This is a genomic window from Massilia cellulosiltytica, from assembly GCF_047325105.1.
GTDB lineage: Bacteria > Pseudomonadota > Gammaproteobacteria > Burkholderiales > Burkholderiaceae_D > Telluria > Telluria orientalis.
On sequence record NZ_CP168562.1, the window covers coordinates 5,520,776 to 5,543,520 of the forward strand.

The 22,745-nt window shown below is 64.6% G+C and carries 14 protein-coding genes; 5 read left to right on the plus strand and 9 right to left on the minus strand.

The features are described from left to right. Positions 1–425: 425 nt before the first annotated feature. A complete protein-coding gene (locus ACEN9H_RS24100; RefSeq protein ID WP_413672357.1) occupies positions 426–3,293 on the plus strand; it encodes a TonB-dependent receptor plug domain-containing protein in 2,868 nt (955 codons plus the stop codon). A gap of 102 nt (positions 3,294–3,395) precedes the next feature. Next, positions 3,396–4,163: a type I methionyl aminopeptidase gene (gene map, locus ACEN9H_RS24105; RefSeq protein WP_413340618.1), complete on the plus strand. Its 768-nt coding sequence runs from the start codon at positions 3,396–3,398 to the stop codon at positions 4,161–4,163. Between the two features lie 43 nt (positions 4,164–4,206). Here map and gap read toward each other — a convergent pair whose 3' ends face one another. After that, positions 4,207–5,217, minus strand: coding sequence for a type I glyceraldehyde-3-phosphate dehydrogenase (gap, locus tag ACEN9H_RS24110; RefSeq protein ID WP_036235159.1), 1,011 nt, complete (start codon positions 5,215–5,217; stop codon positions 4,207–4,209). 83 nt (positions 5,218–5,300) lie between these two features. Next, positions 5,301–7,334, minus strand: coding sequence for a transketolase (gene tkt, locus ACEN9H_RS24115; RefSeq protein WP_413672358.1), 2,034 nt, complete (start codon positions 7,332–7,334; stop codon positions 5,301–5,303). Between the two features lie 84 nt (positions 7,335–7,418). On the opposite strand from tkt, the gene ACEN9H_RS24120 reads away from it, so the two are divergent. Further along, the gene (locus ACEN9H_RS24120) at positions 7,419–8,144 is read left to right on the plus strand and encodes a 16S rRNA (uracil(1498)-N(3))-methyltransferase (protein ID WP_413672359.1); all 726 of its coding nucleotides are present in this window, start codon (positions 7,419–7,421) and stop codon (positions 8,142–8,144) included. A gap of 7 nt (positions 8,145–8,151) precedes the next feature. Here the strand turns inward: ACEN9H_RS24120 and ACEN9H_RS24125 are convergent, their stop codons facing one another. The 4 genes from ACEN9H_RS24125 to ACEN9H_RS24140 all read right to left on the minus strand — a co-directional run bounded on the left by ACEN9H_RS24125 (position 8,152) and on the right by ACEN9H_RS24140 (position 13,559). Beyond that, positions 8,152–9,156, minus strand: a complete 1,005-nt coding sequence (locus ACEN9H_RS24125; protein WP_413675628.1) for an NADP-dependent oxidoreductase — start codon at positions 9,154–9,156, stop codon at positions 8,152–8,154. 19 nt (positions 9,157–9,175) lie between these two features. Then, a complete protein-coding gene (locus ACEN9H_RS24130) occupies positions 9,176–9,982 on the minus strand; it encodes an oxidoreductase (protein WP_413672360.1) in 807 nt (268 codons plus the stop codon). A 63-nt stretch (positions 9,983–10,045) separates the two neighbouring features. Beyond that, positions 10,046–10,660 carry a TetR/AcrR family transcriptional regulator gene (locus tag ACEN9H_RS24135; RefSeq protein WP_413672361.1) on the minus strand — a complete coding sequence of 205 codons (615 nt, stop codon included), beginning with the start codon at positions 10,658–10,660 and terminating at the stop codon, positions 10,046–10,048. Between the two features lie 112 nt (positions 10,661–10,772). Beyond that, positions 10,773–13,559 (minus strand): TonB-dependent receptor, encoded by a 2,787-nt coding sequence (locus ACEN9H_RS24140; RefSeq protein ID WP_371763659.1) that lies wholly within the window; start codon positions 13,557–13,559, stop codon positions 10,773–10,775. A 787-nt stretch (positions 13,560–14,346) separates the two neighbouring features. Here ACEN9H_RS24140 and ACEN9H_RS24145 point away from each other — a divergent pair. Next, positions 14,347–15,963: an NAD(P)/FAD-dependent oxidoreductase gene (locus tag ACEN9H_RS24145; protein WP_413672362.1), complete on the plus strand. Its 1,617-nt coding sequence runs from the start codon at positions 14,347–14,349 to the stop codon at positions 15,961–15,963. Between the two features lie 315 nt (positions 15,964–16,278). After that, positions 16,279–18,948: a TonB-dependent receptor gene (locus ACEN9H_RS24150; protein ID WP_413672363.1), complete on the plus strand. Its 2,670-nt coding sequence runs from the start codon at positions 16,279–16,281 to the stop codon at positions 18,946–18,948. A gap of 55 nt (positions 18,949–19,003) precedes the next feature. On the opposite strand, the gene corA is transcribed toward ACEN9H_RS24150, so the two are convergent. The 3 genes from corA to glnL form a co-directional block, all read right to left on the minus strand. Further along, complete coding sequence (corA, locus tag ACEN9H_RS24155; protein WP_056123225.1) at positions 19,004–19,972, minus strand: magnesium/cobalt transporter CorA; 969 nt, start codon at positions 19,970–19,972, stop codon at positions 19,004–19,006. Positions 19,973–20,086: 114 nt separating this feature from the next. Then, on the minus strand, positions 20,087–21,595 hold the full coding sequence (gene ntrC, locus ACEN9H_RS24160; RefSeq protein ID WP_413672364.1) for a nitrogen regulation protein NR(I): 1,509 nt from the start codon (positions 21,593–21,595) through the stop codon (positions 20,087–20,089). A 63-nt stretch (positions 21,596–21,658) separates the two neighbouring features. After that, entirely contained in the window at positions 21,659–22,744 is a 1,086-nt protein-coding gene (glnL, locus tag ACEN9H_RS24165; RefSeq protein WP_413672365.1) for a nitrogen regulation protein NR(II), read from the minus strand. Between the last annotated feature and the right edge of the window lies 1 nt (position 22,745).

Here is a 22,745-nt window from a genome sequence, read left to right on the forward strand (position 1 = left end):
TCACCCGTCGTTCTGACCTTTCAAGAAATTTTGCCTGTTGTACAAATGTAACACTCGAAAAAGCATTCGAATCGTCTCGCCCCAATCTGGTGCATTCCTGCCGTAAAAGAATGTTGCACCTAATTAGCGATCTATAGGGGGTTCTACGCCCAAACTGATGTTTTCGGCATAGATTCATGTCTGTACACAATATTTGTTTCTGTAAATACGCACAACGCTGGTGATTTTCTTGTAATTACGCAAACCCGCAACACGCACAAATATGCATCCTTGAACATTGACAGGCTGCCACGGTGGATGCTTCCATTGCCAGCTTGAAAAAAAATGTTAACCACATTGCTTTCAAAACAGTCGCTTCACAGCGACGGCCTCACACGGCTGCTGCTACCCAGTTCGCCGTGCCCTAACCTAGGAGTTTTGTAACCATGATGGAAAAAGTCTTGTCCCGCTCGATCCGCCTGATCTGCCTCGGCGGCGTCGCGCTCGGGATGCAAGCGGCTTACGCGCAAGAGACCCAACCGGCGCCGCTGCAGCGCGTCGAAGTGACCGGCTCGCGCATCCGCCAGGTCGACCTGGAAACGGCACAACCGATCCAGGTCATGACCCAGGAACAGATTCAAAAGACGGGTCTCGTGACCGTCGGCGACATCCTGAACCAATTGTCTTCCGCCGGTACGCCGGACTTCGACCGCGGCGGTTCGCTGACGTCGAACCGTGAAAACGGCGGCCAGTACATCAGCCTGCGCAACCTGGGCTCGAACCGCCTGCTGGTCCTGGTGGACGGCAAGCGCTGGACCCAGTCCGTCGACGGCTATACCGACATGTCGACCATCCCGTCGGCCATGATCGAGCGCATCGAAGTCCTGAAGGACGGCGCCTCGTCGATCTACGGCTCGGACGCGATCTCGGGCGTGGTCAACATCATCCTGAAGAAGCGCATGGATGGCGGCCAGCTGAGCATCTACAGCGGCGCCAACGACAAGGCCGACGGCCGCGCGAAGGACTTCTCGCTGACCTACGGCGCCAGCTCCGACAAGGCGTCGCTGATGGTCGGCCTGTCGCACACCGAACAGGGCACCGTGTGGGCCCGCGACCGCGACATCACCAAATACCCGAAGGGCCCGGCTCACCCGACCGCCGGCCTGGGCGCAGGCCCGTGGGCTGAAGTCATGCCGGCCAACGGCGATGCCTTCGACTACGTGCTGAACCACACCGGCGGCGCCGGCGGCAACGGCATGGGCACGGGCTCCGATCCGCGCAACACGGCCAACTACCACGACTGGAAGAGCAGCATCGTCGAGGACAAGTTCAACAGCGCCTCGCAGATGATGTTCCAGATGCCGAACCGCCTGGACACGCTGTTCACCAAGGGCACGCTGGAACTGCCGTACAACATGCAGCTGAGCACGACCGCGATGTACTCGCAGCGCCAGTCGTCGGCGCAGGTCGCAGGCTATCCGCTGCGCAGCGATGCACAGCCGAGCTACCCGGTCTACATCGACAAGGACAACTACTACAACCCGTTCGGTGAAGACCTGTACTTCATCCGCCGCACCGTCGAAGTGCCGCGCGTGACGGAAAACACCAACAACACGTTCCACGTCGACACCACCCTGTCGGGCAACTTCGACTGGCAAGGCAAGGCCTGGAACTGGGACGTGGGCTACAACCACAGCGCCGTCCGCGGCTCGACCATGGGCACCGGCAACGTCAACCTGCTGAACCTGAAGAAGGCCCTGGGTCCGTCGTTCCTGAACGCCAGCGGCATCGTCCAGTGCGGCAACGCGGCCTCGCCGATCCCGCTGGCGGAATGCAAGCCGTTCAACATCATCGCCGGTCCGGGCGCAGCCAACAAGGAAACCCTGGACTACGTGATGTCGACCGGCCAGGCCACCTATGGCTCGACCATCAACAGCGCGACCGCCAACATCAGCGGCGAACTGCTGCAGCTGCCGGCAGGCATGCTGGGCGTGGCAGGCGGCGTCGAACACCGCGAAGTACGCGGCTACGACATCCCGGGCCAGTTCGAACAATCGGGCTACTCGACCGACCTGGCCGGCAACTCGACCATCGGCAAGTACTCGGTGCGTGAAGCCTACCTCGAAACGAACATCCCGATCCTGAAGGGTGTGCGCTTCGCGGAGCTGCTGAGCGTCGACCTGGCAACCCGCTACTCGGACTACAGCAACTTCGGCAACACCCACAACAGCAAAGCCAGCTTCATGTGGAAGCCGATCAAGGACGTGCTGGTGCGCGGCACGTGGGCACAGGGCTTCCGCGCTCCGACCGTGGGCGACACGTTCGGCGGCGGCCAGCAGACCTACGACACGTACATGGACCCGTGCGACAGCCTGTACGGCCAGCGCGGCACGCCGGGCGTCGATGCACGCTGCACGGCGCAAGGCGCACGTCCGGGCTTCCGCCAGACCGACCAGACCAACACCCCGATCACCGACGCGGGCGGCGCACAGAGCGCCAACCCGTTCATGTCGGGCGCCGGCAACGCCTCGCTGCAGCCGGAACGCGCCAAGACGAAGACCTTCGGCTTCGTCTACAGCCCGGCCTTCCTGCCGGGTCTGTCGGGCTCGCTGGACTGGTACAACATCCGTGTCGACAACCTGATCACCGGCATCTCGGCCACCCAGGTCGCCGAATACTGCTACGTGCAGGGTGTCCAGTCGTTCTGCAACGCGATCAAGCGTGACCCGATCACCGGCCAGATCACGAACCTCTCGCGCGGCAACGCCAACCTGGGCGCGCTGGAAACCGAAGGCTACGACCTGTCGTTCGCCTACCGCTTCAAGCGTGGTGCCTATGGCGCCTTCGGCGTGCGTTCGGACTCGACCTTCGTGACCAAGTACCGCACCAAGGCCGACAACACGGCCGACTGGGAAAGCTCGCTGGGCGAATACGACGGCAGCGGCGGCGTCGCCTACTACCGCGTGAAGTCGAACGTCGCGCTGGACTGGAGCCTGGGCAACTGGAGCGCCACCTGGACGGCCCGCTACTTCGGCGCGATGCGCGACAAGTGCTACAGCAGCACCGTGGAATGCTCGACCCCGCAAGGTCACGCCAACTGGGGTACCGGCTACAACAAGAAGGGCGCGATGGTCTACAACGACGTGAGCGTCGCCTACAAGACCTCGTGGAAAGGCCAGATCATGGTCGGCGCCAACAACATCTTCGACAAGGAACCGCGTACCACCGTGCTGGGTGCGTCGTCCTCGTCGGCTGTGGACGCCAACCTGCCGATCGACCGCTTCATCTACGTGCGTTACAACCAGGCCTTCTGATCACGCAAGTGACAGCCTGAACAATGCCCGCCGGGTTCGCCTGGCGGGCATTTTTTTTCGTGCATCGGCTATCATGAGCGATCGGTGCACACTCAACGAACCATGCCTATCAAACTCAAGACTGACAAAGACATCGCCAAGATGCGCGTCTCCGGCCGCCTGGCGGCCGAGGTGCTGGAAATGATCGCGGAATACGTCGTCCCCGGCGTCTCCACGGAAGAACTCGACCGCCGCTGCAATGAATACATCCGCAAGGTGCAGAAGGCCACGCCCGCCAACGTCGGCTACCACGGCTTTCCGAAGACCCTGTGCACGTCCGTGAACAGCGTCGTCTGCCACGGCATCCCCTCCCCCGCCGAGATCCTGCAGGACGGCGACATCGTCAACATCGACGTCACCGTGATCAAGGACGGCTGGCATGGCGACACGAGCCGCATGTACTTCGTCGGCACCCCAAGCCCGGAGGCAAGGAAACTCGTCGACACGACGTACGATGCCATGATGGCCGGCATCCGCGCCGTGCGCCCGGGCGCGCGCCTGGGCGACGTGGGCCATGCGATCCAGAAGCTGGCGGAAGCCCAGGGCTATTCCGTCGTGCGCGAATACTGCGGCCACGGCATCGGCAAGGTCTATCACGAAGACCCGCAGGTGCTGCACTACGGCCGCCCCAACACGGGCATGCTCATCAAGGAAGGCATGACCTTCACCGTCGAGCCGATGATCAACCTGGGCGAGGCCGACGTCGAACAGCTCGACGACGGCTGGACCGTCGTGACGCGCGACCGGTCGTTGTCCGCGCAGTGGGAACACATGATCGCGGTGACGAAGAACGGCTTCGAGATCCTGACGCCCTGGCCGAAGACGAAATAAAAAAACGCTCCCGAGGGAGCGTTTTTCATGGTGCAGAACCCGATTATTTCGCGTTCATCAGCGCCACGGTGGTGTCCAGCATGCGGTTGCTGAAGCCCCACTCGTTGTCGTACCAGGACGAGACCTTCACCAGGCGGCCCGACACCTTGGTCAGGGTCGCGTCGAAGTTCGACGAGGCCGGGTTGTGGTTGAAGTCGACCGACACCAGCGGCTCGGTGTTGTACGTCAGGATGCCTTTCAGCGCGCCTTCCGATGCGTCCTTCATCAGCTTGTTGATCTCTTCCACGGTCGTGTCGCGCTTGGCGATGAACGACAGGTCGACGATCGACACGTTGATGGTCGGCACGCGGATCGCGTAGCCGTCCAGCTTGCCGTTCAGTTCCGGCAGCACGAGGCCGACGGCGGCGGCGGCGCCGGTCTTGGTCGGAATCATCGACTGCGTGGCCGAACGGGCGCGGCGCAGGTCTTCGTGCATCACGTCGGTCAGCACCTGGTCATTGGTGTAGGCGTGCACGGTGGTCATCAGGCCGTTTTCCAGGCCGATGGCGTCGTTCAGCGGCTTGACCAGCGGGGCCAGGCAGTTGGTGGTGCACGATGCGTTCGAGATCACGGTGTCCGTGGCCTTCAGCACGTCCTGGTTCACGCCGAACACGATGGTGGCGTCGACATCCTTGCCGCCCGGTGCAGAGATGATGACCTTCTTGGCGCCGCCTTTCAGGTGGGCCGAGGCTTTTTCCTTGGTGGTGAAGAAGCCGGTGCACTCCAGCACGACGTCCACGCCCAGCTCGCCCCACGGCAGTTCGGCCGGGTTGCGCTGCGCGTACACGCGGATACGGTCGCCATTGACGATCATGTAGTCGCCGTCCACTTCGACGGTGCCCGGGAACTTGCCGTGGGTCGTGTCGTAACGGGTCAGATGGGCGTTGTGCTCGACGTTGCCGAGATCGTTCAGCGCCACGATCTGGATGTCCTGCTTCTTGCCGCCTTCGTAGAAAGCGCGCAGCACGTTGCGGCCGATACGGCCATAACCGTTGATTGCTACTTTGATCGTCATTTACTCACTCCTGATTAAAAAAATCCTAACACCGAAGCATAGCTTGAAACCCGCCGTACGCACAGTCCGGCGGGTGCAATCCCTCAAGCCGGGAGGACCGATTTCACTTTGGCGACGACATTCTCGACCGTGAAGCCGAAGTGCTTGAACAGCACCGGGGCCGGAGCCGATTCGCCGAAAGTATCGATGCCCACCACGGCACCTTCCAGGCCGACGTACTTGTACCAGAAGTCCGTCACACCAGCCTCGACGGCCACGCGCGGGATGCCGCGGCCCAGCACGGCAGCCTTGTAGGCCGCGTCCTGGCGCTCGAACACGTCGGTCGACGGCATCGACACCACACGCACCTGGATACCCTGGCCAGCCAAGGTTTCGGCGGCTTTCACCGCCAGTTCCACTTCCGAACCCGTCGCGATCAGGACCGCAGCCGGATTCGCCACATCGCGCAGCACGTAGCCGCCCTTGGCGATGTTCGCGACAGTCGCCGCGTCACGCTCCATGAACGGCAGGTTCTGGCGCGAGAAGATCAGGGTCGACGGACCATCCTTGCGCTTGACCGCTGCGCCCCAGGCGACGGTCGATTCCGTCGTGTCGCACGGACGCCAGTTGTCCAGGTTCGGGATCAGGCGCAGCGACGAGACGTGTTCCACCGACTGGTGCGTCGGGCCGTCTTCGCCCAGGCCGATCGAGTCGTGCGTAAACACGAACAGCGAACGGATCTTCATCAGCGCGGCCATGCGCAGGGCATTGCGGCTGTAGTCCGAGAACGTCAGGAACGTGGCGCCGAACGGGATGAAGCCGCCGTGCAGGGCGACGCCGTTCATCATGGCGGACATGCCGAATTCGCGCACGCCGTAGTTGATGTGGTTGCCCGGGGTGCCCGAACGGACGGGGATCGATTCCTTCCAGTTGGTCAGGTTCGAGCCGGTCAGGTCGGCCGAGCCGCCCAGGAATTCCGGCAGCACGGGGGCCAGCGCCTGGATCGCGTTCTGGCTCGCCTTGCGGGTCGCGATGGTTTCCTTCTTCTCGATCGTCTGCGCGATGGCGGCGGCCAGCGTCTCTTCGAACTTGCCCGGCAGGTCGCCCTTCATGCGGCGCTCGAATTCGGCGGCCAGTTCCGGGTATTGCGCGCGGTAGCCGGCGAACAGCTCGTTCCACGCGCCTTCGACGGCGGCGCCCTTCTGCTTCTGGTCCCAGGCTTCGTAGATCGGAGCCGGGATGTCGAACGGCACGGCGTCCCAGATCAGGTGTTCGCGCACCGCGGCGACTTCCTTCTCGCCCAGCGCGGCGCCGTGCACCTTGTCGCCGCCCTGCAGGTTCGGCGAGCCCTTGCCGATGATGGTCTTGCAGCAGATCAGCGTCGGGCGGTCCGACTGCTTGGCCTGCGCGATGGCCGCGTCCACGGCGGCGACGTCGTGGCCGTCCACGCCCGGGATCACGTTCCAGCCGTACGCTGCGAAGCGCTGCGGCGTGTCGTCCGTGAACCAGCCTTCCACCTTGCCGTCGATCGAGATGCCGTTGTCGTCGTACAGCCAGATCAGCTTGTTCAGGCGCAGCGTGCCGGCCAGCGACGCGACTTCGTGCGAGATGCCTTCCATCAGGCAGCCGTCACCCAGGAACGCGTACGTGTGGTGGTCGACGATGTCGAAGCCCGGACGGTTGAATTCCTTCGCCAGCAGCCACTCGGCCAGCGCCATGCCGACGGCGTTGGCGATGCCCTGGCCCAGCGGGCCGGTGGTCGTTTCCACGCCCGGGGTGATGCCGACTTCCGGGTGGCCCGGGGTCTTCGAATGCATCTGGCGGAAGTTGCGGATGTCGTCCATCGACAGGTCGTAACCCGACAGGTGCAGCAGTGCGTAGTGCAGCATCGAACCGTGGCCGTTCGACAGCAGGAAACGGTCGCGGTTCATCCAGCCCGGATTGGCCGGGTTGTGGCGATAGTGGCCGTCCCACAGCGCAACGGCGATCTCGGCCATGCCCATCGGCATGCCGGGGTGGCCGGAATTCGCCTTCTGGACGGCGTCCATCGCCAGCGCACGAATTGCGTTGGCCATCAGGGTGGTGGTTTGCAGAGATTTCATGGATGTGTGGGTCTGAGGATAGGGAAGCGGTGGCACGAGCTGGCCTTAACCGGGTATTTTACCAGAGCATGACAACCTCGCTTTAAAATGCCCGCTCCTTAACGGTTCCGATTGCCATCCATGCCACGTTTTTACTGTCCCCAGCCGCTCCTTCCCGGCAGCGTCGTCGACCTGCCGGAAGCGGTCGCCCACCACCTGCACGTCGTGCGCCAGCAGAGCGGCGACGAGCTTGTGCTGTTCAATGGCGAGGGCGGCCAGGTGCGTGCGCGCCTCGCCGAGATCGGAAAGCGCCGCGCCAGCGCCGAGGTGCTCGCGCTGGAAGCCGTCGACGTGGAGCTCCCTTTCCGCGTCACGCTCGCCCAGGGCTTGCCGGAAGGCAGCAAAATGGACTGGATCGTCGAAAAGGCCGTCGAGCTGGGCGCGGCCGGCATCGTGCCGCTGGCGGCGCAGCGGTCCGTCGTGCGGTTGTCCGGAGACCGTGCCGACAAGCGGCTGGCGCACTGGCAGGGTGTCGTAGTCAGCGCGTCCGAGCAGTGCGGACGCAACCGGCTGGCCGACGTCGCGCCCGTGCAGGACGCGAACCGCTGGCTCGCGACGCCAGCCACCGGCACGCGCATCCTGCTCTCCCCGCGCGCGGACGCATCGCTTGCCCAGTGGGTGCGCGCGACACAAGCGCACGACGTCACCCTGCTCGTCGGGCCGGAAGGCGGTTTCACGGACCAGGAAGAAGATGCGGCGCGGGCGGCCGGCGCGCTGGCGCTGTCGATGGGCCCGCGCGTGCTGCGCACGGAGACGGCCGGATTGGCCGCGCTGGCGATCCTCGCGGCGGGCTGGGGCGGGATCTGACGGGGCGTCAGTCCGCGCTCATCCGGAGCACGACCTTGCCTTTCGCCCGCCCCTGCTCGAGATAGTCGAGTGCGGCCCGGGCGTCGGCGAACGGGAACACCTTGTCGATCACGGGGCGGATCCGTCCGGTTTCCACCAGGTCGCCGATTGCGGCGAGCTGGGCACCATCGGGGCGCACGAACATGAACGCATAGTTGGCGTCGCGTTGCCTGGCCAGGCGCCGGATCTTGCGGCTCAGCAGGCCGAACACGAGTTTCATCACGACATTCATGCCGCGCGCGGCGGCGAATGCCGCATCCGGCGGGCCGACCAGCGAGACGACCCGGGCATGGGGCCGGACGATGCGCAAGGCCTTTTCCAGGCCGTCGCCCCTGACCGTGCCCAGCACGGCATCATAGCCTTGCAAGACCTGCTCGAACGCCTGGCGCTTGTAATCGACGACGTCGTCGGCCCCGAGCGCGCGCACCAGATCGACGTTGGCCGTGCTTGTCGTGGTGCCGACCGTCGCGCCGAGCTGCTTCGCCAGCTGGATCGCAAAGGTGCCGATGCCGCCCGACCCGGCGGGAATGAACACCTTCTGCCCCGGTTCGAGCCGCAGCCGTTCCTTGAACGCCTGCCACGCCGTCAGGCCGACCATGGGCAGCGACGCCGCTTCGACGAAGCCGACGTTCGCCGGCTTGCGGGCCGCCACGCGCTCGGGAACGGCCACGAACTCCGCGAAACTACCCCTGCCCAGATCGAAGACGCTGGCGTACACGGCGTCGCCGACCCGGAACCGGCTCACGCGGCCGCCCACTTCCACCACCGTGCCGGCGAGGTCGCTGCCCATGACGGCCGGCAGGTCGAACTTGAGGATGGGCTTGAACATGCCCTTCGGGATCATGTTGTCGATCGGGTTGATGCCGGCGGCATGGACCCGGACCAGGATCTCGTCCGGTCCGATCGTCGGGCGGGGAACGTCGGCGATGTGCAGCCCGTCGGCGCCGTAGCGCTCGAGTATCAGTGCTTGCATGGTGTCGTTCATGTCGGTCTCAGGCCAGGTGCAGGTCCTTGCGCAGGCCCGCGTCCATCATCGCGCTCGGGGCCAGGGTGCGCAGCAGGCGCAGGCGCTTTGCCAGCCTGCCGGCTGTGTAGCGCAGTTTCGGACGGGGCGCCTGCGCGGCCTCGAGCACGGTGTCGGCCACCACGTCCGGCCCTTCCGCACCTTGCATCAATTCCTTCAGGCGCCCGGTGACGGCGGCGCGGACGTCGCGGTAGGCGTCGAGCACGGCGTCGGGTTCCAGCAGGTTGGCGTCGAACGGGGTCTTCGTGTAGGCCGGCTCGACGACGATGGAGCGGATGCCCCAGTTGCGCAGTTCGTGGTCCAGCGATTCCGAATAGCCTTCGATCGCGTGCTTGGTGGCGGCGTACAGCGCGCCGTAGGGCATGGGCAGGAAGCCGAGCACGGAACCCATGTGGACGATGCGGCCGGCCCGTTGCCCGCGCATCTGCGGCAGCACGGCGCGGGTCATGCGCATTACGCCGAAGACATTGGTATCGAAGATCGCTCGCGTCTGCTCCATGGAACTTTCTTCGGCGCCGGCCGGCGCCACGCCGAAGCCCGCATTATTCACCAGCAGGTCGATGCGCCCTTCCCGCTGCACGACGGTCGCGACCGCTTGTCGCACCGACGCGTCGCTGGTGACGTCCAGCGCGATCATCTCGAAGCCGGCGCTCCCGCCCTGTGCACCGCGGCGGCTGGTGCCGTAGACCTTGTAGCCGGCGCCGGCCAGTCGTTGCGCCACGGCGGCCCCGATGCCGGACGATGCGCCCGTGACCAGTGCGATCTTTCTTTCCATGCTAGTTCTCCTGAGTGATCAATACATATGACGATCGTCATATCTGTGCGCAAAAAAAACGGCTCAGGTGGAGCCGCCGTCCGGCATCAGCCGCTTCATCGCCGCCTGCCGCAATGCCTTCGACAGCTTCGGGTCGTCCACGGCCCGGGCGATCATGATTGTGCCGACCAGTCCGCACACGAGCATCATCGCCCGCTCGTGGGCTTCCGGCTGGCCCCAGTCCGGCATCTGCCGGGCCAGCAGGTCGATCATTTCCTTGATGCGGCTGGTCGCCGCGTGCCGCACTTCCGGCGCCTGGCGCGGCATTTCCGAACCGAGCGCGGCGATCGGACAGCCCGACTCGATGGCGCCGAAATGCTCATCGGACAGGTACGCCTCCATGATGTGCTGCAAGGCCTCTCCCGCGGGGGCCGCCGCCGCGATGCCGGCTGCCAGGGCCACGGACTCGGCGCCGGCGCGGTCGCCGGCTTCCGCCAGCAACGCATCGCGCGACGCGAAGTGCGCGTAAAAGCCGCCGTGCGTCAGACCCGCTTCCTTCATGATGTCGGCCACGCCCGTACCGCCGTAGCCGCTGCGCCGGATGGCGCGCGCCGCGACGTCGACGATGCGCTCGTGGGTGGCTTCCTTGCGTTCCTGGACGGACGACCTGTTCGGTTTTGCTCGCATGATGGTCATCATATCAGCAATTCACCGATCGGTACGTACACAACCCAAAAAAACACCCCGCGGTGGACGATGTCCAGCGCGGGGTGTGTCATGGCCCGGCGACGCCGGGCTCAGGACGCCATGATCAGAACGTGTAGGCCAGGCCCAGGCTGAAGAAGCGGCCGATGGCGCCTGCCTGGTGCAGCGAGGCGTTGTACGACGTCTGGGCGCCCGAGTTGCCGTAGGTCGCCACGTCAGCCGGCGGCTGGCGGTCGAACAGGTTCAGGATCGAACCCTTCAGCGTCAGGTTCTGGCTCAGCCTGTATTGCAGGTTCAGGTTGACCGACGTGAACGATGCAACGTGGCAGTAGTACTCAGGCTGCGGCAGGTTGCGGAAGTACGCGCGGCCACCCACGTTGAAGCTGGTACCGCCAGGACCCGAGCAGTCGGTCACGCCCAGCGACGGGTCGATGGTCGAAAAGTCGCTGGTGTAGTTCACCGTCGTGTTCACGTCCACCGGACCACGGCTCCAGGCCAGCGAGAACTGTGCACGGTCTTTCGGGCTGCCGGTCGCGCCGGAGATCGCCGACGGGCCTTGCGTGCCGGCCAGCTGGTAGCTCACGCCACCGGCCGCTTCCGTGATGTAGCTGAACGTGTGCGCGGCGCTCAGGTTCGCCTTCAGGGTGCCCAGGTCGCTCGGCAGGCGCCAGCGGTAGCCGATGTCCGCTTCGATACCGCTCGTCTTGGTGCCGCCCAGGTTCACGTACGGCGAGGTCGCGTAGATGATCGGGCCCAGCGCCGGGGTGCCGACGGTGGTGGTGCCGTCGCCGTTGGCGATGTCCAGCGGCGTGATCGGGCCGCGCACGAATGCCGGGACATAGCTCGGATCGTTACCGGCGGCCGACACGATCTGGTTGGTGACCTTGATGTTGTAGTAGTCGAGGGTGGCGTTCAGGCCACGCACCGGCTCAAGGATCACGCCCAGGGTGTAGGACGTCGATTTCTCGGGCGACAGCGACGGCGTGGTCAGCTGGACGTACGGCGGGTTCAGGCCGCAGGCGGTCGGCACGTTGCCCTTGGTGTTGGGGTTGCCGTTCGCGCACAGGACCGGGTCGTCGATACCGTTGAAGGTGAAGAACGAACCGGCATTGCCCACCTCGGCCGGGTTCGGCGCGCGGAAGCCCTTCGCGTAGGTACCGCGCACGCCGAACATGTTCGACGGTGCCCACTTGAAGCTGGCCGCCGGCGTGAACTTGTTGAAGTTCTTGTAGTGGTCGTAACGACCCGACGCGTGCAGTTCCAGGTTCTTGATAGGCGTTGCCTGCAGTTCGGCGAAGGCTGCCGTGTTCGTCTCGTCGCCGATCACGAATGCCGTGGTCTGCGCCACCTGGCCGTTCGCGGTCAGGCTGGCCGCCGGCGAGTTCTGGGTGCGCTTGTGGTAGTGCAGGCCGGCTGCCAGGGCCAGCGGACCGGCGCCCAGTTGCATCAGCTCGCGCGAACCGACCGCGTCGAAGTAGTTCAGCTTCGACTCGAGGGTGTTCGAGAAGTGCGGCGAGACCGTATTCAGCAGGGCCGGCGAGTTGCCGCCGACCGGGTTCCAGGTGCCGTTGAAGATCGCGTTGTACAGGGCGGCACGGTCGATGTAGCCGCTGTAGTCGATGTCGGTCTTGACCTTGGTGATGCCGCCGGCGACGTTGATGTCCCAGCCGTAGGCGCTGCCGTGCAGGTCGAGCGCGAAGCGGGTCGTGGTCGCGGTGTTGTCCTGGGTCGCGAACGGATCGGTGCCCGGGATGAAGCCGTACAGGCGGGCCGGAGCGCCCAGCTGGTTGAACGTCGCGGTGGCCGGGATCAGGGTGCTCGGCACGCGGCTGTTGCCCGAGGTCACGACGCCATTGCTCAGCGAGTTGTTGCCGCCGAACGTGGTCGGCGAGTAGGCCGACAGGTAGCTGCCGCGGTTGTTGATGCTGTTACGCTGGAACATCGAGCCCTTGAAGGCCAGTTCCCAGTCCTGGTTCAGCTTCTTGGTCATGCCGACCAGCAGGTTGATGTTCTCGGTCTGCGGCTGGATGTTGGTGACGGTATCGCGGATCGCGCAACCGCCGCTCATGTACAGGTTGTAGTTACACTTGGTCGGATCCAGGAACTGGAAGTTGGCCGGGTTGCTGGTGCCGCCGGTGCCCGCCGGGTTGTACAGGAACGGGCTGTTGGTCGCGGTCAGGCGCGAGTTCAGGCCGTTCGGGACGCCCAGGCGGATGTTGTTGCCGCCGCGCGAACGCCAGTCGGCATTGGCCCAGTCGAACTGGTCGCGGTCCGATACCTTGATCGAACCCTGGCGGCGCCATTCGGCGGTGACGAAGGCGTTGTAGCCGTCGTTGTCCAGGTCGCCGATACCGGTGCTGATCGATGCGCGGTGCGTCTTGCCGCCGCCGTGCTGGGTGTTGCCGGATTCGGCGGCCAGACGGGTGCCGTTCAGGTTTTTCTTCAGCTTGATGTTGACGACGCCGGCGATGGCGTCGGAACCGTACAGCGACGAAGCGCCGCTTTTCAGGACTTCGATGCTGTCGATGGCATCGAAGGGAATCGAGGAGACGTCGACGAAGGCGCGCTGGGCGTCGTCCGACAGCGGATACGGGGCGAGGCGGTGGCCGTCGACCAGCACCAGGGTCGCGCCGACCGTCAGGCCGCGCAGCGAAATGCCGGAAGCGCCGTTCGCGAATGCGCCGGAGAAGCCGGTGCCGAGCGTGCCCTGGCCGTTGGCGGCGAGGTCGTTCAGCAGTTCGGCGACGGAGGTCTTGCCGCTTTTCTGGATGTCCGCGGCCGTCAACACCTGCACGGGGGTCGGGGTTTCGGTGTCGGTACGGCTGATCAGCGAACCGGTGACCACCACGCGTTGCGGGGTTGGGGCGCTGACTGCATCTTGCGTCTGAGCCATTGCCGGTGCTGCCAGCAAAGCACCGCTGGCCAGTACGCACGAAATCGCCAATGGCATCGACTTCAATTTAAACGTCATGAATACTTCTCCTTCTCGTATCTCTCAAAGTGGTTTCTTACGTTCACCAAATGCAGACACGGCGCTTACACGCGGGGGCGGCCAATCTGCGCCGCCCCCAACTTGCACCCCGTTGCCTGCAAAGGCTTTTGGCCTGGTGCGTTTGAACTACTGGTGACTACCACACTAATCGATGTGTTTTTTCATCATTCGCCCTGTAGGACGAACCCTCTCAATTAACGTTTCCTAGATATCAAACGTTACTGATTTGTCGATAAAACCATAGCAAAAGCAAAAGTGTCAATAAAACACAATTGCCGAAATGTGTAGAAACAACACATTTAAAACACCGAAGAATTCACGCTTTTTGCTGGTGCGCCGCAGCACCATAAAGGGTTTTGTTTTGAACAAATATTGCACTATTGAAGTGAGTCGCAAGAACTTGACATGCATATAGTCTGATTTCGATGCCGTATATCCTCGACGCACCGCAACAGGAAAATTCCGAACGTTACGCATTTCGACTGGAAACGCGGCCTCTGACACTGGATGTTCAGGTTGCCACCATGCATGGGGGAAACCAACGTCGGTTGCTTGCCTACAACACAAACCGTGGCAATCCTTTCCTGCCGGCCCAGGTGGCCGATGCCTTATACTGGCGCCTGTACCGATCTGCCCCCGCCGGCACGGCGCCCGTCCGGCGCCGCCGCGCGCCGGCCCACCATTCATCATGCTGCGAATTAACGAACTCAAACTGCCCCTGAATCACCCCGACCACGCCCTGCGCGACGCCATCGTCGGCCGGCTTGGCATCGACAGCGGAGACCTGATCGATTTCACGGTCTTCAAGCGCAGCTACGACGCGCGCAAGAAGACCGCCATCGTCCTGATCTACGCCCTCGACGTGGAAGTCCGCGACGAGGCGGCCGTGCTGGCCCGGCTGGCGCGCGATCCGCACATCGTCCCGGCGCCCGACACCGGCTACAAGTTCGTGACGACGGCCCTGCCCGCACCGGGCACGCCGCGGCCGGTGATCGTGGGCATGGGCCCGTGCGGACTGTTCGTGGCGCTGATCCTGGCCCAGATGGGCTTCAAGCCGCTCGTGCTGGAACGCGGCAAGATCGTGCGCGAGCGTACCGTCGACACCTTCGGCTTCTGGCGCAAGCGCAAGCTGAACACGGAGTCGAACGTGCAGTTCGGCGAAGGCGGCGCCGGCACCTTCTCGGACGGCAAGCTGTACAGCCAGGTCAAGGATCCGAAACACTATGGCCGCAAGGTCCTGAACGAATTCGTGAAGTCGGGCGCGCCGGAAGAAATCCTGTACGTCAGCAAGCCGCACATCGGCACGTTCCGTCTGGTGAAGATGGTGGAACAGATGCGCGCGGAAATCCTCGCGCTGGGCGGGGAAATCCGCTTCCAGACGCGTGTGGAAGACGTGCTGATCGAGGGTGAAGGCAATGCGCGCCAGGTCGTGGGCGTCAAGCTGCACACGGGCGAGACCATCCCGACCCGCCACCTCGTGATGGCCGTCGGCCACAGCGCACGCGACACGTTCGAGATGCTGTACGAGCGCGGCGTGTATGTCGAAGCAAAACCGTTCTCGATCGGCTTCCGCGTCGAGCACCCGCAATCGCTGATCGACGTCTGCCGCTTCGGCCCGAACGCCGGCAACGAGATCCTCGGCGCGGCCGACTACAAGATCGTCCACCACGCCACCAACGGCCGCAGCGTGTACAGCTTCTGCATGTGCCCGGGCGGTACCGTCGTGGCCGCCTCGTCCGAGGAAGGCCGCGTCGTCACGAACGGCATGAGCCAGTATTCCCGTGCCGAGCGCAATGCCAACAGCGCGATCGTCGTCGGCATCACCCCGGCCGACTATCCGGGCCATCCGCTGGCCGGCATCGCCTTCCAGCGCGAACTGGAATCGCGCGCCTTCGTGCTGGGCGGCAGCAATTACGATGCCCCGGGCCAGTTGATGGGCGACTTCGTGCGCGGCGTGCCGTCGAAAGAATTCGGCAGTGTGACGCCATCGTTCAAGCCGGCCGTGCACCTGACCGACCTCGCCCCGGCCCTGCCCGACTATGCCACCGTCGCGCTGCGCGAAGCCTTCGTCGCATTCGACAAGCAGATCAAGGGTTACTACAAGGAAGACGCCGTGCTGACCGGCGTCGAGACCCGCACGTCGTCGCCGATCCGCATCAAGCGCCACGACGACAACCTGCAGAGCCTGAACACGGCAGGCCTGTATCCGGCGGGCGAAGGGGCCGGCTACGCAGGCGGCATCATGTCGGCTGCGATCGATGGCATCCGCGTCGCGGAGGCCGTCGCACTGGCCATGGTCGGCTGATTTCTCACTGCCTCATCCGGCGCCGGTCGCACGGCCGGCGCCCGCCCGCATGGCCGAAACAACACATTTCCTCTAATTGAGACGTATTTACATTAACATGTCGTAAATACACATTTAATTTCACAAAGAAATATTGTTTCAGGTTTTTACAAGCGCTAATGCAAATCTGTCTGTTTTTGACGTAATTACACAACAAATTTGCGCGAATTTTAGTTTCTGTGGTGTATGTTTACTGTTCTTGAAATATTGGCGATCCACTATTTCAAACTTGTAACCTACAAAAACAGGAACCAAGAGATGCTCACAGAAAAAACCATGGCGCGGACCCTGCGCCTCGTATTCTCCGGCACGACGCTGGCAGCCGGCTTCGGTTTTGCCGGCACCGCCCTGGCACAAACCCAGGAAGTGCAACAGGCGCCGATCGCGCGTGTGGAAATCACCGGCTCGGCGATCAAGCGTATCGATGCGGAAACGGCCGTGCCCGTTACCGTGCTTCGTGTCGAAGACCTGAAGAAGGAAGGTCTCACCACCATCGAACAGGTGATGTCGAACCTGAGCGTCTCGCAAGCCCAGCAAGGCACCAGCCAGTCGGTCGGCTCCAGCACGGGTGGCGCATCGTTCGCCAACCTGCGCGGCATCGGCCAGAACAAGACCCTGGTGCTGCTGAACGGCCGCCGCCTGGCGAACAACGCCTACGACAGCTCGGCACCGGACCTGAACATGATCCCGTTCGCCGCGCTCGAGCGCGTCGAAGTGCTGCGCGACGGCGCATCGTCGCTGTACGGCTCCGACGCCGTGGGCGGCGTGATCAACTTCATCACGAAGAAAAATTACCAGGGCGGCAGCGCCACCTTCGGCGAAGACGTCCCGTCGCATGGCGGCGGCCGTTCGATCAACGCGAACGTCGCGCTGGGCTGGGGTGACCTGGATACGCAGGGCTGGAACATCTCGGCCGTGATCGACCACCAGGAACAGTACCCGCTCACCGGTACCGACCGCTCGTACAACACCCGCTACCCGGGCGGCCTGTCGACGTCGACCTTCCCGGCCAACTACTACCAGGGCGGCGACAGCGTCAACCCGGCCGGCCCGGGCTGCGCGACCGGCGTGCACACGATCCCGGACGGCGGTTCCGGCTGCATCATGACGACCTCGTCGTTCGTCGACTACATCCCGCGCAACATCCGCGACTCCGGCCTGATCCGCGGCACCCTGAAGCTGGGCCAGCACGAACTGGGCGTCGAGTACCTGACGAGCCAGAGCGTCGTGGGCACCACGATCGCCCAGGTCCCGTATGGCGGCCTGTACATGAACCGCCTGCGTCCGGACGGCACGGCCAACCCGTACTACCCGGCCGGCCTGGACCCGACCTACACCGAACCGTTCATGCCGGCTGGCGTGAAGCCGGGCTTCGCGCACGTGAAATGGCGCGACATCCCGAACGGCGTGCGCCAGGACAAGAACACGAACCGCCAGCAACGCCTGGTCGTCTCGCTCAACGGCAACGTGGCCGGCTGGGACTATGACGGCGCCGTCACGTGGAACGAGAACCGTGTGCAGGAGCAGCTGTTCGGCTACAGCGATGGCGGCCTCATCACCCAGGGCGTCCTGGACGGCGTCATCAACCCGTTCGGCGAACAGTCCGCCGCCGGTACCGCGCTGCTGAACTCGGCCGCACTGTCGGGCACCATCCAGACCGCGCGCGGCCAGACCACGGGCCTCGACTTCCACGCCAGCCGCGAGCTGGGCGACTGGCTGAACGCCGGCCGCGGCGCCGCCGTGGCGCTGGGCGCGCAAACGACGTACGACAAGTTCACGAGCGCCGCGAATACCGAGTTCGCCGAGAAGGTCGTCGCCTCGACCGGTATCGACCCGAACACGCTCAACTCGGGCTCGCGTCACACGTACGCCGTCTACGGCGAACTGAACGTGCCGATCCTCAAGACCCTGGACGTGACGGGCTCGGTCCGCTACGACAAATACAGCGACTTCGGCAACACGACGAATCCGAAAGTGTCGTTCCGCTGGCAGCCGACGCAGGCCGTGCTGGTGCGCGGTTCGTACTCGACCGGCTTCCGCGCCCCGTCGCTGTACGACATCCACTCGGCCCAGACCTTCACCAACAGCGCCGGCACGTATGACGACCCCGTCAACTGCCCGGGCGGCACCCCGCTGCCTGGCCACTCGCGCGCCGCGAACTGCGGCCAGCAGTTCCAGGTGCTGGGTGGCGGCAACCCCGCGCTGCAGCCCGAGAAGTCGAAGAACGCCACGCTGGGCATCATGATCGAGCCGCTGAAAGGCCTGAGCGTCGGCGTCGACTTCTGGGCCCTGAAGCTGGACCACCAGATCGGCGTGCTGAGCCTGGACGACATCTTCGCCGACAACGTCAAGTACGGCACCCGGTACCACCGCAACCCGGCCGGCGAACTGTCGGTGGACGGTTCGCAGTGCCCGAACCCGGCGACCTGCGGCTACATCGAGCGCCTGAACGAGAACCTGGGCGGCATCATCACCAACGGTCTCGACCTGTCGGCCAACTACCGCGTGCGCAGCCACGGCTACGGCACGTTCTCGTTCGCGTCGAACACGACCTACGTTCACAGGTACGAGTACCAGAACACGGAAGGCGGCGAGTGGCACCAGAACGTCGGCGTGTACTCGGGCACGGGTCCGGTGTTCCGCTGGCAGTCGACCAACAACGTGGTGTGGAACCGCGACGCCTGGTCGGCCGGCCTGACCGCCCGCTACAAGAGCGGCTACATCGACCAGGATCCGACCAACCATGTCGCTTCCTACACGACGTTCGACCTGTTCGGCGCATGGCAGCAGAAGAAGGGCCTGGGCCTGACCGTCGGCGTGCGCAACCTGCTGGACAAGGATCCGCCGCTGTCGTACCAGGACTACACGTTCCAGGCCGGCTACGATCCGCGTTACACGGATCCGCTGGGCCGCACCTTCTACGCGCGCGTGAACTACACGTTCTAAGCACGTAGTCGAACAGCAAATCGAAAGCCCGGTGCAGCGCGCACCGGGCTTTTTTTTATAGCCAGCCGGCCTTCTTGAAGAGCCGATAAAGATAGGCGCACACGCCGACCATGACGGCGAGCGCCATCGGATAGCCCCACTTCCATTCCAGCTCGGGCATGTACTTGAAATTCATGCCCCACACGCCCGCGAACGCCGTGAACACGGCGAAGATCGCGGCCCACGCGGCCAGGCGTTTGTTCACTTCGCTCTCGTCGATCGAGACCATCGACAGGTTCACCTGGATCGCGGTGCTGATCGTGTCGCGGATCGCGTCGAGGCGCCCGGCGATGCGGATCAGGTGATCGTGCACGTCGCGGAAATAATCCTCGGTGCCCTGCACGAGCGGCGGGACGCGGCCGCCGTGCAGCCGGCCGATCGCTTCCAGGAGCGGGAACACGGCGTGGCGCAGCACGAGCCCCTTGCGCTTCAATTGGTACAGGCGCTCGACGTTCTCGCGCTGGGCGCCGTGCGTGAAGATGCGGTCCTCGACGGTTTCGAGTTCGGATTCGAGCATGTCGACGACGGGGAAGTAGCGGTCGACGACGGCGTCCATCAGCGCGTACATGACGAAGGCCGAACCCATCTTCAGCAGATGCGGTTCGCGCTCGGCGCGCGCACGCACGCCCAAAAAGCCCTTGGCGGAATCGCGCCGGACGGACAGGACGTAGTTCGCGCCGGCGAAGATCGCCAGCTCGCCGGTGGCAACGTGGTCGCCATCGACGAGGTCGAGCATGTGCACGACGGTGAACAGGCAGTCGCCGTATTCCTCGATCTTGGGGCGCTGGTGGCCGCGCGCGGCATCTTCCACGGCCAGTTCGTGCAGGCTGAACTCTTCCTTCATCTGCGCCATTTCGGCGTCGGTGGCGTCGCGCAGCGCAACCCAGACGAAGCAGCCGGGTTTGCAGAGGTAGTCGCTGATGTCCTCGACGGGGATGTCGGACAGCTTCTTGCCTTCCTGGTAGGCGACACAGTTGATCAGCATGTCATCGAAACGTTGTTGCTAGGATGACAGAGCTTACACCATGGGCGCTACCGTATGCGTTTTCGAATAAGGTCCCCCGGACCTTACGCGTTTTCGAATAAGGTCCCCCGGACCTTATTCGTCCTTTGCCCCATCGATGCCGAGCTCGGCAATCTTGCGCGTGATGGTATTGCGCCCGATCCCGAGCCGGATCGCCGCGTCGTTCTTGCGGCCGTGCGTGTGCTTCAGCGCCGTGCGGATCAGTGCGGATTCGAACTGGCGGCCCAGCACGTCCATCACCTCGACCTGTCCATCCGACAGCATGCGCGCGGCCTGCAGTTCCAGCAGGCCGATCCAGCCGTCGGCGCCGTTCGGCAGCGCGCCCGGTTCGGCGTGGTGCGCGCTGCTGGAAGACGGCGACGCCAGCGAGACCGTGCCCACGCCCGAACTGATGCCGACGGCGAACCCGTTGCCGCCGGCCGGCACGGGTTGCGCCTGGGTCAGGTCGCGCGGCAGGTCCTTGACTTCGACGGTCTGGCCCGGCGCCATCACCGTGATCCAGTTGCACAGGTTTTCCAGCTGGCGCACGTTGCCGGGGAGCTCCAGGCCGGTGAGGAAGCGCAGCGCGTCGTCGCTCATGCGCTTGGTCTCGACGCCCAATTGGCGTGCACTCTGCACCAGGAAGTGGCGCACCAGAATGGGGATGTCTTCGCGCCGCTCGCGCAGGCTGGGCAGGCGCAGGCGGATCACGTTCAGGCGGTGATACAAGTCTTCGCGGAACAGGCCGTCGCGCACGCGCTGTTCCAGGTTCTGGTGCGTGGCGGCGATCACGCGTACGTTGGCCTTCACGGGCTGGTGGCCGCCCACGCGATAAAAATGGCCGTCGGACAGCACGCGCAGCAAACGCGTCTGCAGGTCGAACGGCATGTCGCCGATCTCGTCGAGGAACAGCGTGCCGTTCTCGGCCTGCTCGAAGCGGCCGCGCCGCATCGCCTGCGCGCCGGTGAACGCGCCGCGCTCGTGGCCGAACAGTTCGGATTCCAGCAGGTCTTTCGGGATCGCGGCCGTGTTGAGCGCGATGAACGGCTGCTGCGCGCGCGGGCTGTGCTTGTGCAGGGCGCGCGCGACGAGTTCCTTGCCGGTGCCCGACTCGCCGGTGATGAGCACCGTCACGTTCGACTGCGACAGGCGGCCGATGGCGCGGAAGACTTCCTGCATCGCGGGCGCCTGGCCCAGGATCTCGGGGGTTTCGGACGGCGCAATGTCGACGCTGGCCTCGCGCAGGCTCTCCTCGAGCGCGCGGCGGATCAGGGCGACGGCCTTGTCGATGTCGAACGGCTTGGCCAGGTATTCGAAGGCGCCGCCCTGGAACGAGGCAACGGCGGAGTCGAGGTCGGAAAAGGCGGTGATGACGATGACCGGCAGGCCGGGATGGCGCTCCTTGACGGCCGCCAGCAGGTCCAGGCCCGATTCGCCCGGCATGCGGATGTCGGACACCAGCACCTGCGGCGTGTCCGTTTCGAATGCCGCCAGCGCTTCGCGGCCGCTGGCAAAACTCCGGGTGGCGAGGTTCTCGCGCGCCAGGGCCTTTTCCAGCACCCAGCGGATCGATGCATCGTCGTCGACAATCCAGATTGGTTTCATGTAGTTCTACTTCCCGCGAAGGTTCAAGGGGGATTGCCGGACATGCCCCTCGTCTTCACCCGCTTATGGCAGGGGAATCAGGATGCGGAAATCCGTCAATCCAGGCCGGCTCTCGCACTCGACCAGGCCCAGGTGCTGTTGCACGAAGGTCTGTGCCAAGGTCAGCCCGAGACCGCTGCCGCCTTCGCGCCCGGAGACGAGCGGGTAGAAGATGCGGTCGCGGATATCGGGGGCGATGCCCGGTCCGTTGTCGATGATATGCAAGTCTAATGCCAGGCCGTAACGGACCTTCGCCAGGGTCACCTGGCGCGCAACGCGGGTGCGCAGGACGATCTCGGCGTCGCCTGCCGCGATGCGCGCGCGCAGGGCCTGGGCGGCGTTGTGGACGATGTTCAGGACGGCCTGGATCAGTTGTTCCTTGTCGCCGCGGAACTCGGGAATCGACGCGTCGTAGTCGCGCCGGATCGCGAGGCCCGACGGGAATTCGGCCAGCACGAGGCTGCGCACGCGCTCGCACACTTCGTGGATGTTGACGTCGCCCACGATGTGCGGGCGGCGGTGCGGCGCCAGCAGGCGGTCGACGAGCGTCTGCAGCCGGTCGGCCTCCTTGATGATCACCTGCGTATATTCGCGCAGCGAACTCAGGTGCACGGCCGGCAGTTCGAGCTCCAGCAGCTGGGCCGCACCGCGGATGCCGCCCAGCGGGTTCTTGATCTCGTGGGCGAGATTGCGGATGAGTTCCTTGTTGGCCAGGCTCTGGTCGAGCAGGCGCTCCTCGCGGTCGGTCTTCAGTTGCTGGACGTTCTCGCGCAGCTCGACGACGACCTCGGCCTCGCCCGCCGCGCTGACGATGCTGTGCACGTGCAGCGGGTCGCGCGCGGGGCGGAACAGCGTCAGGTCCTGGCGCAGGTCGGCATACTTGTGGGCGATCGCCTGTTCGCACAGGACGCCCAGTTCGTCGCCGTTCGTGAACAGCCCGACCAGCTTCTGGCGCGACAGCGATTTGGCGGACATGTCGAGCAGGTGCTCGGCAGCCGGGTTGGCGTAGCGAACCAGCCCACCGGCATCCGCCACCAGCACGGCGGAGGCGAGCATGTCGAGGCCTGCGAAACGGTCGTGCTGGAGGAGTTGGGCCGATGTCCCGTTCATG